This window comes from Streptomyces sp. NPDC091282 (assembly GCF_044757385.1).
In the GTDB taxonomy this organism is placed as follows: domain Bacteria; phylum Actinomycetota; class Actinomycetes; order Streptomycetales; family Streptomycetaceae; genus Streptomyces; species Streptomyces gramineus.
Genome location: NZ_JBIVUX010000002.1, coordinates 1093488 through 1107961 on the forward strand (window position 1 = coordinate 1093488; position 14474 = coordinate 1107961).

Here is a 14474-nt window from a genome sequence, read left to right on the forward strand (position 1 = left end):
ACTCGCCGCGGGGGGGGGGGGCGGCGGGCGGGGGGGGGGGGGGGGGGGGGGGGGGGGGGGGGGGGGGGGCCCCCCGGCGGGGGGGCCCCCCCGCCCCCCGTCTCCGTCACCGGCTCCGTTCACCCCTGCGCGCAGGAGTCACCGTTCAGCGTGAAGGAGGCGGGCGCGGAGTTCCGGCCGCTCCAGGTGCCGAGGAACCCGAAGGAGAGGGTGCCGTTCGGGGTCACCGACCGGTTGTAGTCGGCGGAGGCCGCGCTGACCCGGCCGCCGCTCTGGCTGACGTTCGCGTCCCACATCTGGGTGACCTTCTGGCCGTCCCGGAACGTCCACCCGACCTGCCAGTCGCTCAGGGCCTCGGTGGTGGTGACGGAGACGGTGGCCTGGAAGCCGTCGGTCCACTGGTTGACCAGGTCGTAGGTGACCCGGCAGGTGGCCGCCGCCGAGTGCGTGGGCGACGGGGACGCGGAGACGGGGCCGGTGGCGCGGTCGCCGGTGCCGGCCGGGGCGGTGGAGGTGCCCTGGGGCTCCGGGTCGGGGTTCGTGTCGGCCGGCCGGCTCGTGGTGGCCGACGCGGACGGGACGGCGGAGGCCTTGTGGGTGGCCGACGGGTGGACCGGCGGGGAGACCGAGGCGGGGTCGGCGACGGGCCGGCGGTCGTCGTGGGAGGCGGCGGCCGCGTCGTCGTCGGAGCCGCCGCCCATCGGCATCATCGAGACGCCGAGCGCCACCAGCGAGATCAGCACCGCCGCGCCGAGCAGCCCGTGGCGCAGCACCCGGCCGCGCCCGGCGCCCTCCTTGGGGTCACCGCCGTCGGCGTCGCCGGTGCCCGGACGGCCCGCGCCGAGCCGTACCTCGGCCGCGCGGCGGCGGCGCTCCAGGTAGGCGAGGCCGCCCCAGCCGACGACTCCGCCGGCGAGCGCCGCGGGCAGGCCGCCGCCGTGCAGGCGCAGGCAGGCGGCGGCCTCGGCGCACTGCACGCAGGTGGCGAGGTGCCGGGAGAGGTCCTCGGGCGTCTCGGCCGCCGCGGACCGGGTGACGGCGTCCAGGAGCCGGGCGTAGCTGCGGCACTCGGCGGCCATCGGCGTGTCGAGGTGGGCGCGGTGACAGCGGTCCCGGAACAGACCGCGCACCTGCTCCAGTTCCTGGGCGGCGACCGAGGCGTCGAGGCCGAGGCGGCGGCCCACCGAGGGCAGCGGCAGCGCCTCCACCTCGGCCAGCCACAGCAGTGCGGCGTCCGCCTCCTGCATGTCCCGCAGGCCGCGCAGCGCGACGGGCCGTTGCAGGGGCAGGCCCGTGTACCGGGTGGCCTTCTCGGAGTTGAGCCACAGCCTGAGGTCCGGGTCGAGCTTGTGGCCCACCCCCGCGGTCTCCCAGCCGGCGGCCGTGTTGCGGACCGCCGTGAGCAGCAGCGGGATCATCGGCAGCCGCGCGGAGCGCCGTCCGCCGCTGCGCACGGCGGCGGGGTCGGTGTCACGGGCCTCGCGCATCCCGAGGGCGAAGGCCTCGGTGGCCAGCTCGTTGGCCGCCAGGGAGCCGGAGGTGCACAGGTCGGCGTAGGAGAGGACCGCGTCCCAGCACTCGGAGAACAGCGCGGCCTCGGCGGCGTCCTGGGGGATCGGCAGGTCGGGCATGGGTCTCCTGCATCAAAAGCGAGGTCAACTCACCACATCGGCAATGGAGTTGGGGGGAACCTCGCGGCAGGACCCGAGCTTTTCACGTCTCCTGCACAACTGACAAGCGACCTATTCAAAACCGGTTACCGATGGTCGTGCCACGGATCCTCCGTGTCACCCGCACCACCGGTCCCCGGCGTCACGTCCGCCGAGCCCGCGTCCGCCGTGGCCCACCCCTCCGGCCTGTTGTACGCACCGCGACCGCGTTCCGACTCACCGTCCTCCTCGATCCCCCGCATTTCAAGGGCCGGGAGGGGGACGCGGCCGCCGCGGGACGGCCGGGAATCCGCCGGAACGCGCCGTCGGAACACGCCGCCGGAACGCGCAGGAGGGCGCCGGCGGTGCGCCGGCGCCCTCCTGTCCCGATCTCCGGGGGTCACACCTTGGTCGGCTCCTCCGCGGGCAGGCTGTCCATGAAGGAGCTGACGGAGAAGACGGCGTTGCCGGGGCCGGGTGGGCCGTAGCCGGGGGGCGAGGACAGGCCGAAGTCCTCCATCGTCTGCCGGTAGGCCTGGAGCAGACGGATGTGGTACTCCAGCGGGGCGCCGTGCGGGTTGGCCTTGCCGAGCGGGGTCGTCGGCTCCGGGCACCAGGTGGTGAAGCGGGGCGTGATGCCCTGCGACATGAAGAAGCGCAGGCCCTCGGTGGTGGACGCGATCGCCTCGTCGACGGTCTTGAAGCCGAACGGCTCGGCCATCTCCACGCCCGCGACGAAGTTGGGGATCACGTTGCGGGCGCCGAAGATCTCGGCCGAGTCCAGGATCCGCTTGTGCCACTCGTCCCGGCCGACGTACCGCTCCTTGCCCGGGCAGTACATCTTGAACAGGTACTCGTCCCACACCTCGTAGTTGGGGTGGTAGATCTGGACGCCGTAGTCCTTGAAGCGCTGCACGTCGTCGCGCGGCAGGGCCTGCGCCACCACCTTGCCGATCCAGCGGCCGGGGAACCGCTCCTCGATGGCCTTGGCGTAGTGCCCGTAGAAGTCGGCCTCGTCGCGGCCGGAGACGGTCTTGGTGATCGCTCCGCCGGTCAGCGTGTAGGCGGTGGAGGTCTTCGCGGTGTCGTACCGGTCGATGATCTCCAGCGCCTCCAGGACCTCCTCCACGTCCTTGACGCCGGTGTACGGCCGCCCGGCGGCCTTGTGCTGGCGCCAGTTGTGGTTGATGTCGCAGTACTGGCACTCCTCCTTGGCGCCGAAGTACTGGCAGACCCGGAAGACGGTGAGGTAGATCAGGTAGCCCCACTGGATGGTCGGGGCGACCTCCATCACGGACTTCCCGTTGGCCAGCTTGTGCCGGTAGTACTCCGGCATCGGCGGCACGCCGACGTCGGCGATCCGCTTGCCGTCGAGGTAGAGCCCGAGCAGCCCGTCCTCGTCGGCGGCCACCCGGTACGGCGAGGCGGGGTTCACCCGCACGGACACGACGGTCCGGCGCAGGTCGTAGGGGCCGCCCGTGAGGATGATCTCCTCCGGGGGCCGGCGCAGCGCGGCCTCGCCCAGCTCGGGCAGGGTGCCGTGGTCGAAGGAGAAGATGAAGTACGACTTCGGCTTCACCTCGCCGTTCTCGTTGTCGCTCAGGGCCGACGGGTCGAAGGCGACACCGCCCCGGAGCAGGTCCTCCTTGAAGACGGCTTCCCTCGGTACGTGCGGGAACCTCTCCATCAGGTCTTCGACCAGCGCGGTACGGCTGCCCATCCCGTGTCTCCTTCCGACTCAGGCGTTCGACTCCTCACGGTATGCCCCCGCTCGTTCGCCGGCGGTGCCGGGTCCCCTCACGCCGTGCGATTCGCCCGGTTTCGGCATGGTTTAACCGCCCCTTCGGCCGCCGCGAGGTGCCGCCGAGGCGCCTCCCGGACCACGGGAGAGGCGTCCGGAGCACCGGTACGGGGGTCCGGGACCGGCGTCCGGGACGGCCGGGACGGCACCGGACCGCGGGCGCGGCCGCGGGAGGCGGGGGGGGCGCGGGAGGCGGGGGGCGGGAGGCGGGGGGGGCCGTCAAGCGAGCCGTTCGAGCACCGCGGGGTCGACGGCGTGCCGCAGGCCCTCGCCGGCCGCCAGCCGCTCGGCCTCGGTCACCACGGTGAGCCCGAGCCGGGCCAGCTCGTTGCCCTGCGAGCCGGCCAGGTGCGGGGTGAGGAAGGCGTTGGGGAGGTCGAACAGCGGGGAGCCGGCCGGCAGCGGCTCGGGGTCGGTGACGTCGAGGATCGCGGTCAGGCGGGCGGCGCGCAGCTCCTCGACGAGGGCGTCGTGGTCCAGGAGCGAGCCGCGCGCGGTGTTGATCAGCACCGCTCCGTCCGGCATCAGGGCCAGCTCGCGGGCGCCGAGCAGACGGTGGGTCCGCGGGGTCTGCGGGGCGTGCACGGTGACGATGTCCGAGGTGCGCAGCAGCTCGTCCAGCGGAAGCAGCGGCACGCCGAGCCGGGCGGCCTCCGCCGTGTCCACGTACGGGTCTGCGAGGCTCACCACCAGGTCGTGCGGGCGCAGGAGTTCGATGAGGCGGCGGCCGATCCGGGAGGCGCCGACGACGCCGACGCGGCGGCGGAAGTTGCCGACGCCGGGGACGATGCCGTCCTGGGGGTGGGCGCGCCGGGCGCGCAGCCGGTCGCGGGCGGCGAAGACGTCCTTGCCGGCCAGCAGGATCATCGCGAGGGTGTACTCGGCGACGGGCAGCGCGTTGGCGGCGGCCGCCGAGGAGACCTGGATGCCGCGCTTCCAGACCTCGGGCGTGGTGAAGCCCTTGACCGAGCCGGCCGCGTGCAGCACCGCGCGCAGCGCGGGCATCGCGTCCAGGGCCGCGGTGTCCAGGACCGGGCAGCCCCAGCCGGTGACGAGGATCTCGGTGCGGGCGAGCCGCTCGCGGACCAGGGGATCGGCGAAGTCGTCGGCCACCGCGGCGGGATCGATCTCCACGCACGCGCGCAGCCGGGCCAGCAGGTCCGGCGGGAAGAGGTGCGGCAGGTTGTGGGCTGTCATGGCGAACGCGGCCTGGGGACGCTCGGGCAAGGAAGGGGCCTTCCGGCTCGGTGACGCGCGGACAGCGACCGGTCTCCACCGTAGGTCGGGGCGAATGAGAGGGTCAACGCACACGCGCTCTCCGGCGGAGGAGACGCGGGGCACGACAGGAATGGAACGACGGCGATGACGGATCCGGCGCAGACGGTCACCAACTGGGCGCGCAACATCACCTACACGGCCCGCGAGTTCCACCGCCCGGACTCGCTCGACGCGCTCCGGTCGCTGGTGGCGGACGCCGCACGGGTACGGGTGCTGGGCAGCGGCCACTCCTTCAACCGCGTCGCCGATCCGGGTCCGCAGGGCCTGCTGGTCTCGATCGCCGGGCTGCCGCCGGTGATCGAGGTGGACCCGGCGGCCCGCACGGTCCGCGTCGCGGGCGGCGTGCGGTACGCCGAACTGGCCCGCACGGTCGACGCGTACGGCCTGGCGCTGCCCAACATGGCCTCGCTGCCGCACATCTCGGTGGCCGGTTCGGTGGCCACCGGCACCCACGGCTCCGGCGTGGCCAACGGCTCGCTCGCGGCACCGGTGCGGGAGGTGGAGCTGGTCCTCGCCGACGGTTCGACGACGACCGTCGCCCGCGGCGACGCCCGCTTCGACGGCGCCGTGACCTCGCTGGGCGCGCTCGGCGTCGTCACCGCGCTCACCCTCGACCTGGAGCCGGCCTACCGCGTCGCGCAGACGGTCTACGTCGAACTCCCGCTCGAAGGACTGGACTTCGCGGCTGTGTCGGCGGCCGGGTACAGCGTGAGCCTGTTCACCGACTGGCGGGAGCCGGGCTTCCGGCAGGTGTGGGTGAAGCGGCGCACCGACCGGGACGCCGTGGACTTCGGCTGGGCCGCGCCGGCGACGCGGGCGATGCACCCGGTGCCGGGGATGCCGGCGGGCAACTGCACCGAGCAGTTCGGGGTGCCGGGGCCCTGGCACGAGCGGCTGCCGCACTTCCGGGCGGAGTTCACGCCGAGCAGCGGCGACGAGCTCCAGTCGGAGTACCTGCTGCCGAGGACGGCGGCGACCGAGGCGCTGCACGCGGTCGACGCGGTCCGCGAGTCCATCTCCCCGGCCCTGCTGACCTGCGAGGTACGGACCATCGCCGCCGATCCGCAGTGGCTCAGCCCGGCCCACGGCCGGGACTCCGTCGCGCTGCACTTCACCTGGGTCGACGACCTGGCGGCCGTGCTGCCGGCGGTGGGCCTGCTGGAGGAGGTGCTGGCGCCGTTCGCGCCGCGTCCGCACTGGGGCAAGGTGCACAGCGTGCCCGGCGAGGTGCTCTCCGAGCGGTACCCGCGGCTGGCCGACTTCCGGGCGCTGGCCCGGACCCTGGACCCCGGCGGGAAGTTCGCCAACGACTTCGTGCGCGACGCGCTGGCGCTGTGACGGAATACGACGTCACGGGCTTAATAAAGCCCTTTTCCTAATACCTTGTCCACAGCCCGCGGCTGCCCATAGCCTTGCGCCGTGTGAAGCACACATCACGTGACATCCGCACCGCGAACCGCTACGAGGTGCTGCGGCACATCATCGCCGAGTCTCCCACCTCCCGGCAGGAACTGGCGTCCGTCACCGGACTGAGTCTGGCGACGGTCGCCACCCTCGTCGGCGAGCTGCTGGAACTGCGGATGATCACCGAGGTCGGCTTCGAGGACTCGGCGGGCGGCCGGCCCCGCGGACTCGTCGCGGTCCACGCCTCGGGCGGCACGCTGGTCGGCGTCGACATCGCGGAGACGTACGTCCACGTCGAGCTGTTCGACCTCGCGCTGAACGTGCTGGCCCGCGCCGAGGAGGACCTGCGCCCCGGCGAGCACCGGCCGGAGCAGGTGGTGGGCCATGTGGCCGCGGCCGTCGACTCGGTGGCCGCCCGGGCCGGCGCGGCGGGCGGGCGGGTGCTGGGCGTCGGGGTGAGCGTGCCCGGGCAGGTGGACCGGGACACCGGGATCGCCGAGTACGCGCCCAACTGGGACTGGCACGACGTGCCGTTGCTCGACCTGCTGTCCGAACACATCACCCATCCCCTGCACCTGGACAACCCGCTGCGCGCCTGCGCGGTGGCCGAGCAGTGGTTCGGGGCGGCGCGCGGGCGCGGGGACGCGGTGGTGGTGAACCTGGGCACCGGGGTGGGCGCCGGGCTCGCGCTCGGCGGCGGACTGCACCGGGGCGTCAGCAACAGCGCGGGCGAGTGGGGGCACACCACGCTCGTCCTGGACGGGCGGCCGTGCCACTGCGGCAACCGCGGCTGCGTGGAGACCTACGTCGGCGCGCCCGGCATCATGCTGAACCTGCGCGAGGTCTGCCCGGACAGCCCGCTGCTGCGTCCCGACGACCAGACCGCGACGATCGAGGCGCTGGCCCGGGGCGTGGCGGACGGCGACCCGGTCGCGGTCCGGGTGGTACGGGACACGGCCCGGTACATCGGCGCCGGGGTCGCCAACCTGGTCAACCTGCTCAACCCCGAACTGGTCGTGCTCAGCAGCTGGGTGGCCCGCAGGCTCGGCGGGCCGCTGCTGGAGGAGGTCCGCGAGGCCGTCCGGCTCCACGCGCTCGCACGGCCGTTCGCCACCACCGAGATCGTCCTCTCCCCCATCCCCAGCGACCCGGTCTGCCTGGGCGCGGCCACCTTCGCGCTGGAGGGCACGCTGCGGTCGGTGGGACAGCGCAACGGGGTGCGCACGGGCCGCACCGCGTCGGGCTCACGGTGACCGGGCGGCCGGGCCGTCAGCCGAGCAGGATCTCCCTGACCCGGTCCGCGAAGGCCGCCGGATGCTCCAGGGTGCCCAGGTGTCCGCCGGGGAACTCGGCGAAGGCGCCGCCGGTGTGCCGGGCGACGGCCTCCGCGGTGGCATGCAGGAGCCGGCCGCGGGAGTCGGTTCCGGCGGCCACCGTGAGGCGGGGCAGGCCGGTGTCCGGCCGGTAGGCGGTGAACGGGCGCAGGACGTGGTCGAGGAAGACGCCGAACGGCGTCGCTCCGCCGTCGGCCGGGCGGCCGCGCTCCGCCTGCTCGATCAGTCCGGCCCGCTCGGCCGCGCCGTCGGGCAGCAGCGTGACGCACGGCGGCTCGTGGGCGATCACGCCCGCGCACCGTGCGGGGTGGCGGGCCAGCAGGTCGAGGGCGGCGACGGCGCCGGAGCTGGTCCCGAGGACGTACGCCGGTTCGTCCTCGCCCGCCGCCTTCGCCAGCGCCCGCCGGGCGCCCTCGCTCCAGTCCGCCACCCGCTGGTCGGCGACCGGTTCGCCGAGGTGTCCGTGGGCGAGGCCCAGCGGGTCGTACGTCACGACGGTGAAGTGCGGTGCCAGGTGGCCGGTCAGCGGGTCCAGGCCCATGGGGTGGCCGGCGCCGCCGGGGAGGAGGAGCAGCGCGGGTCCGCTGCCGGTGACGTCGTAGTGGGGTTCATGCATGGCGGGCGGTCTCCTCGTGCGGCCAGTGTTCAAGGGCGATGTGCAGGGCGTCGATCGCCCGGTCCCAGGACGCGCGGACGTCCCGCGGGGCGTTGAAGCCGCCGCCCGCCTCCAGGGCGCAGTAGCCGTGGAAGGTGGCGCGCAGCAGGCGGACGGCGTCGGTGGCGTCGGGTTCGACCAGGCCGTAGCCGCGCAGCATGCCGTAGGTGATCTCGACGGTGCGGCGCATCGCCGGGTCGGCCGGGTCGGCCAGGGCGGGGTCGACGCGGATCTGGGTGGCCGCGTACCGGCCGGGGTGGGCGAGGGCGTAGGCGCGGTAGGCGCCGGCGTAGGCGGCGAGGGCGTCCTTGCCCGAGCGTCCGGCGACGGCCGCGCCGATCAGGTCGATCATCTCGCCGCCCGCGAGCCGGGCGACCCGGTGCCGCAGGTCCTGGAGGCTCTTGACGTGCGCGTACAGGCTCGCGTCCTTGACGCCGAACCCGCGGGCCAGCGCGGACAGCGTGACCTGCTCGAACCCGGCCTCGTCGGCGAGTTCCGCCGCCGCCGCGACCAGCCGGTCGACCGTGATCCCGGCACGGACCATGTGCCACCTCCCTAGGAATCCTAGCTTTCATCCTAGGGGCCCTAGTTTTGGGGTGCCAGGCGATTTCCGGCGGCGGCGCGGGCGCACGGATTCCGCCGGTGCGGGCGCCGGGTTCCCCTCCCCGCCCGTCCGCGTCCCCGCCGGTCGCGGCTCATGCCCGCGCGGCGGGCTCCACTTCCACCGCGGACTCCCGCCAGCGCACCCGCAGTCCGGGGCCGCCGCTCCACACGACCGTGAGGTCCCGGTCCCCGTGCGCGGTCACGGTCACCGCCTCCGCGAGCGGTTCGGCGTCCGCCGTCCCGGTGAGCCGGCTCACCGCGACGAACAGGGCCGCCCGCTCCGCCGTGACCCCGCTCAGCGCCTCGTCGAGGCCGACGGCGGGCAGCAGTTCGGCCCGGAGCCCGTCCTCCGCGGCCCAGCCGGTCACCCGCACCGGCGTCCCCGGCGCCGCCCCTTCCACCCGGAAGGCCCGCACCTCCACGGCACCGCGCACCAGCACCGCACTCGTCACGCGGGCGCCCGAGGCGGCGGTGTGCCGGGAGGCGGCCCAGCCCGGTCCGACGCCCAGCGGCACGATGTCCGTACGGCTCGGATCGCCGTCCAGGAACACGCTGTTGTCGTACGACGCGGCGGGCCGGGTCACGGTCGAGTAGCCGAGCCGGGTGTAGTACGGGTCCCAGCGCACGTCCTCGCTGCCGTGGTTGTGCAGGCGCACCACGCCGTCCGAACGCGTCGACTGCACGAGCCAGTTGGCGGGCGCGATCGGCGTGACCGCGTCGGCGCGCTCGGCCGGGCCGGGTTCCTCCGTCGCCGTCCACACCTCGTGCTCCGCGGGAAGGAGCAGCCCGAGGAAGCCCTTGCTCGCCCAGTACGGCGAGGCGGGCCCCGAATAGCCCTGGAGGACCGCGGGATCGGGGCCGTGCCAGCCGAGGGTCAGCAGCCCCCGTCCGTCCACGGCTCCCCGGTCCAGGAAGTACCGCAGCGCGCCGGAGGCCAGCCGCCGGGTCTCGCCGGGCGGCAGGGGCGTGCGTCCGACGAGCGCGCCCAGCCAGAGCGGAGCCGCGCTCGCGAAACGGTAGGTCAGCGAACGGCCCTGGTGCAGCGGCGCACCGTCCCCGCCGAACAGCCGCGCGTAGTCGGCGAGATGGCGTTCCAGACGGCCGCCGTACAGGTCGAGCAGCTTCTCGTCGCCGGCCAGCCAGGCGTGCAGCACCGGGTAGAGGTGCAACGCCCAGCCGTTGTAGTAGTCGTACTTGCGGCCGTCGCCGTCGGTGTACCAGCCGTCTCCGGCGTACCACTCCTCGATGCGGGCCAGGCCGCGGTCGACCGCCCGGTGCGCGGCCTCCGGCTCATGGCCGACCTCGGCGAGGAACCCGCCGACCGTCACCGGGAACAACTCCCAGTTGGAGGGCCAGGGTTCGGCGGTGAGCGCGTCGGTGAGCCAGGCCGCGGCACGCTGCCGCACCCCGTCGTCGAGGCGGTCCCACAGCAGCGGGCGGGTCAGCCGCAGGGCGAGGGCGACGGAGGCGGCCTCGACCAGCGGCTGGCTCCGGTCCTCGACGCGCGGCCACACTCCCGACACACCGGCCGCAAGACCGTCCGCGTACCGCTGGAGCACCGTCTCGTCGCCGCGGAAGGCGGCGAGGAGCAGGGTGCGGGCGTAGCCCTCCAGTCCGTCGGAGAGCCGTCCCGACCAGCTCTGCCGGTCGCCGGGCAGGTGGTAGAGGGCGCGGTCCGGGGTGGCGTGGGGCTCCACGGCGGCCAGCAGGGCGTCGGCCGCCGCCTCCCAGTGGGCGCGGGTGTATCCGGTGCGCGGGCTGGGACCGCGGTCCTCGGGAGGCAGTCGCATCGGTGCCCTCTCTCGCTCGTACCGGACCGCGTACCGGACCGCGCGCCGCACGGACCTGGGGCGCCCCGGTTCCGGTCGGGACGCCCCAGGGGCTCTGTCCGCCCGTCCGGTGGCCGGCCGGCGGAATGTCCGCGGCGGCGACGCCGAGCGGATCACCTCAGGATGATTGACGCCGGGCCCGTTGGCCAGAAGCGCGATGAGGTTGCCGGGCGAGCCCGCCGGAATTGCACCGGCGACGCACGCCCCGGGCCCTTTTCGCCGCCGGCACCCGGCCGGCTCCCCGGCGGCGCGCGTCCCCTCGACCGTCCCCGCTCGGACGTTCTGTCACATACGGGAGATCGAGCCTGTCTAGTGACCGAACATCGCAAACGGCACCAGAACGGCGTCCGCATCTGCGTCCGATCCGGGGCCGGAGACCAGGCACCCAGTGCGCCTCCGCCCCCTTCGCCTAGGGACTAGAGCTCGATGCGCAGCACTCAGCACACCCACGAGACATCCGACTCGGCCATCGCGATGGTCGACGAGCAGGGCACGGTCCTCGGCTGGACGCAGGCCGCCGAGCGGCTCGTCGGCTACCCCGCCGGGGACGTGGTGGGCCGGTCCGCGGCACTGGTGGTGCCGTCCTTCGCGAAGGCGCCGACGATCTCCGCGTTCGTCGAACGCTGCCGCGCCCGCAAGGGCTGGTCGGGCACCACGGCGGTACGCCACCGGAACGGCCGGCTGCTCACCGTCAGCCTGCGGATCTCCATGCTGTCGGGCCGGGACGAGACCGTCCGGTGGCTGGTGTCCGTGACCGACGTGCGCACCCTCTCCCGCGAGACGACGAACGGATCGGTGCGGGAGTCGCTGCTGACCCGCGCGCCGATCGGCATCGTCGTCCGCGACCCGCAGCTGCGCTGCACCTGGGTGAACGACACGATGGAGAGCCACGACGGCATCCCGCGCGACCAGCGGCTCGGACGCCGGACCGCCGAGTCGCTGCCCGCCGCCAAGGCCGAGGCGTTCGAGGCGGCGCTGCGCCGGACCCTGCGCACCGGCACGCCCACCGTCCACGAGATCCGCGGGCGGCTGCCGACCGGTCCGCGCCGGGAGCACATCCTCACGGCCTCGCTCTTCTGCCTCCAGGGTGCCGACGGCGAGGCGCTCGGGGTGTGCGCCATCAGCGTCGACGTCACCGAGAGCCGGCGGGCGCAGGAGCGGCTCGCCATCCTCAGCGAGGCCGGAACGCGCCTGGGCGGCACGCTCGACGTCACGCGGACCAGCCAGGAACTGGCCGACCTCGCCGTGCCGCTGTTCGCCGACTACGCCGCCGTCGACCTGGAGCACTCGGTGACGACCGGGGAGGGCGCCGCGGTCCACATCGGCCCGACCGGCGAGCGGCTGCCCGTCTTCCGGCGGGCCGGGCTGGCCTCGGTCCGGCACGGAGCCCCGGAGTCCCCGTGGCGGCTCGGCGAGCCGGTCCCGGTGCCGCCCGTCGCGCCCTTCGTCGACGTCCTGCGCACCGGGAGGTCCCACCTGGAGCCGGTGCTGGACCTCTCCGCGGGCACCTGGACCGCCCAGGACCCGGAACGGGCACGGAAGATCCGCGAGCACGGCATGCACTCGCTGATGGTCGTCCCGATCCGCGCGCGCGGCGTCCTGCTGGGCGTGGCGTCCTTCCTGCGCACCGAGGACCCGGCGCCCTTCCAGGAGGACGACCTGCTCCTCGCCGAGCAGCTCGTCAGCCGCGCCGCGCTGTCCCTGGACAACGCCCGTCTGTACGCCCGCGAGCACGCCACGGCCCTCGCCCTCCAGTGCAACCTGCTCCCGCACCGCCTGCGGGGCGGCACGGCGGTCGACGCGGCCTCGCGCTACCTCCCCGCCGACCTGGACATCGGTGTGGGAGGCGACTGGTTCGACGTGATCCCGCTGTCCGGCGCCCGGGTCGCCCTCGTCGTCGGCGACGTCGTCGGCCACGGCATCAACGCCACCGCGGCCATGGGCCGGCTGCGCACCGCCGTGCACATGCTCGCCGAGATGGAGCTGCCGCCCGACGAACTGCTGACCCGTCTCGACGCCACCCTGGAACGGCTGAGCGACGGGGTCGCCGACCGCCGGGACCAGCTGACCGCCGTGACCGGCGCGACCTGCCTGTACGCGGTCTACGACCCGGCCACCCGCACGTGCGCCATGGCCGGGGCCGGGCACCCGCCGCCCGCGATCGTCGACCCGCGGGGCCGGGTCACCTTCCCCGACCTGCCCACCGGGACCCCGCTCGGCGTCGGACTGGGCACCCCCTTCGAGGCCGTGGAGTTCGAGCTGCCCGAGGGAAGCCTGCTGGCCCTGTACACCGACGGTCTGGTCGAGACCCGCGACCACGACATCGAGGCGGGCATGGACCGCCTGGGCGCGGCCCTGACCGAGCCGGGGCTCTCGCTGGAGGAGCTGTGCAGCCGCGTGATGGAGACCGTCCCAGGACCGGCACCGTCCGACGACGTCACCCTGCTGCTGGTCCGCACCCGTTCGCTCGGTCCCGCCCAGGTCGCCTCCTGGACGCTGCCGGGTGACCGGACCGCCGTCCGCAGCGCGCGCCGGCTGACCGCCGGACGGCTGGCCGAATGGGGCCTGGGCGGCCTGGAGGACTCCACGGAACTGATCGTCAGCGAACTGGTCACCAACGCCGTCCGCCACAGCAGCGGCCCGATCGGGCTGCGGCTGATCCGGCACCAGGTCCTGACCTGCGAGGTGTTCGACTCCAACGACTGCCTTCCGCGTGCGCACACCGCGCGCACCACCGACGAGAACGGCCGCGGGCTGTTCCTCGTCGACCGGCTGTCGCGCCGCTGGGACGCCCGGCCGGAGGCCGGCGGCAAGGTCGTCTGGTCCGAACAGGACCTGGCGCCGCCCCCGGCCCGCGGGCCCGCGCCGGACGCCGCGGGAGCCGGGCGCCTGCCGGAGCGGCCGCCCGAACCGGCCGTCGCCTGTCCGGCCCTGCCGTGGTGATCCGGACCAGGACCCGGACACGGCCCGTCACGCGCGACCGTTTCGACTAGCGTCGGGGACATGACCAGCGACAACTCCCCCGGCCTCGCCGGTGCCCTCGCCGCCGGGACGATCGTGCTCGACGGCGGCCTGTCCAACCAGCTGGCCGCCGCCGGACACGATCTGAGCGACGCGCTGTGGTCGGCCCGGCTGCTGGCCGACCGGCCCGACGCGATCGCCGACGCGCACCTCGCCTACTTCGAGGCGGGCGCGGACGTCGCGATCACCGCCAGCTACCAGGCCACGTTCGAGGGCTTCGCCGAGCGCGGGATCGACCGGGCGGAGGCCGCCCGGCTGCTCGCGCTCAGTGTGGACCTGGGCCGGGACGCGGTCCGGCGGGCCCGCGCGGCGGGGATCGGACGGCCGCTGTGGGTGGCCGCGTCGGCCGGGCCGTACGGGGCGATGCTCGCGGACGGCTCGGAGTACCGGGGCCGGTACGGGCTGAGCGTCGCGGAGCTGGAACGTTTCCACCGGCCGCGCCTTGAGGTGCTGGCGGCGGCCGGGCCGGACGTGCTGGCGCTGGAGACCGTGCCGGACGCGGAGGAGGCGGCGGCGCTGCTGCGGGCCGTGCGGGGCCTGGGCGTGCCGGCCTGGCTGTCGTACAGCGTGGCGGACGGGCGGACCCGGGCGGGGCAGCCGCTGGCGGAGGCGTTCGCCCTGGCCGCCGACGTGGACGAGGTGATCGCGGTCGGCGTGAACTGCTGTGCCCCCGAGGACGCGGACCACGCGGTGGAGGTCGCGGCGCGGGTGACCGGGAAGCCGGTGGTCGTCTATCCGAACAGCGGTGAGGTGTGGGACGCGCGGGCCCGTTCCTGGACGGGACGGCCGACGTTCACGGCGGAACAGGTCGCCCGGTGGCAGGCGGCCGGGGCCCGGCTGATCGGGGGCTGCTGCCGGGTCGGCCAGGAGGCGATCACCCGGATCGCCCGAACGGTGTGA

The 14474-nt window shown here is 74.7% G+C and carries 10 protein-coding genes; 4 read left to right on the plus strand and 6 right to left on the minus strand.

All coding sequences use genetic code 11. From position 1 onward, the window contains the following. Positions 1 to 119: 119 nt before the first annotated feature. From ACIQOE_RS11980 to ACIQOE_RS11990, 3 genes are all read right to left on the minus strand, one after another. Positions 120 to 1631, minus strand: a complete 1512-nt coding sequence (locus ACIQOE_RS11980; protein WP_401411181.1) for a cellulose binding domain-containing protein — start codon at positions 1629 to 1631, stop codon at positions 120 to 122. A 418-nt stretch (positions 1632 to 2049) separates the two neighbouring features. Continuing rightward, positions 2050 to 3369, minus strand: coding sequence for a radical SAM protein (locus ACIQOE_RS11985; RefSeq protein WP_351328604.1), 1320 nt, complete (start codon positions 3367 to 3369; stop codon positions 2050 to 2052). Positions 3370 to 3669: 300 nt separating this feature from the next. Then, positions 3670 to 4677 carry a hydroxyacid dehydrogenase gene (locus tag ACIQOE_RS11990; RefSeq protein WP_401411184.1) on the minus strand — a complete coding sequence of 336 codons (1008 nt, stop codon included), beginning with the start codon at positions 4675 to 4677 and terminating at the stop codon, positions 3670 to 3672. A gap of 135 nt (positions 4678 to 4812) precedes the next feature. Here ACIQOE_RS11990 and ACIQOE_RS11995 point away from each other — a divergent pair, with 135 nt between their 5' ends. Both ACIQOE_RS11995 and ACIQOE_RS12000 read left to right on the plus strand, forming a co-directional pair. Next, complete coding sequence (locus ACIQOE_RS11995; RefSeq protein ID WP_365564807.1) at positions 4813 to 6066, plus strand: FAD-binding protein; 1254 nt, start codon at positions 4813 to 4815, stop codon at positions 6064 to 6066. Positions 6067 to 6149: 83 nt separating this feature from the next. Beyond that, positions 6150 to 7385 carry an ROK family transcriptional regulator gene (locus ACIQOE_RS12000; protein ID WP_401411187.1) on the plus strand — a complete coding sequence of 412 codons (1236 nt, stop codon included), beginning with the start codon at positions 6150 to 6152 and terminating at the stop codon, positions 7383 to 7385. A gap of 16 nt (positions 7386 to 7401) precedes the next feature. Here ACIQOE_RS12000 and ACIQOE_RS12005 read toward each other — a convergent pair whose 3' ends face one another. The 3 genes from ACIQOE_RS12005 to ACIQOE_RS12015 all read right to left on the minus strand — a co-directional run bounded on the left by ACIQOE_RS12005 (position 7402) and on the right by ACIQOE_RS12015 (position 10514). Then, the gene (locus tag ACIQOE_RS12005; RefSeq protein ID WP_351328613.1) at positions 7402 to 8082 is read right to left on the minus strand and encodes an alpha/beta fold hydrolase; all 681 of its coding nucleotides are present in this window, start codon (positions 8080 to 8082) and stop codon (positions 7402 to 7404) included. Continuing rightward, positions 8075 to 8665 carry a TetR/AcrR family transcriptional regulator gene (locus tag ACIQOE_RS12010; RefSeq protein ID WP_401411189.1) on the minus strand — a complete coding sequence of 197 codons (591 nt, stop codon included), beginning with the start codon at positions 8663 to 8665 and terminating at the stop codon, positions 8075 to 8077. The genes ACIQOE_RS12005 and ACIQOE_RS12010 overlap by 8 nt, the downstream gene beginning before the upstream one ends. A 151-nt stretch (positions 8666 to 8816) precedes the next feature. After that, positions 8817 to 10514, minus strand: coding sequence for a DUF2264 domain-containing protein (locus tag ACIQOE_RS12015; protein ID WP_401411191.1), 1698 nt, complete (start codon positions 10512 to 10514; stop codon positions 8817 to 8819). Positions 10515 to 10979: 465 nt separating this feature from the next. Between ACIQOE_RS12015 and ACIQOE_RS12020 the strand changes: the two genes are divergently transcribed. Both ACIQOE_RS12020 and mmuM read left to right on the plus strand, forming a co-directional pair. Then, the gene (locus ACIQOE_RS12020; protein ID WP_401411193.1) at positions 10980 to 13496 is read left to right on the plus strand and encodes a SpoIIE family protein phosphatase; all 2517 of its coding nucleotides are present in this window, start codon (positions 10980 to 10982) and stop codon (positions 13494 to 13496) included. Between the two features lie 60 nt (positions 13497 to 13556). Continuing rightward, the gene (gene mmuM, locus ACIQOE_RS12025) at positions 13557 to 14474 is read left to right on the plus strand and encodes a homocysteine S-methyltransferase (protein ID WP_401411195.1); all 918 of its coding nucleotides are present in this window, start codon (positions 13557 to 13559) and stop codon (positions 14472 to 14474) included.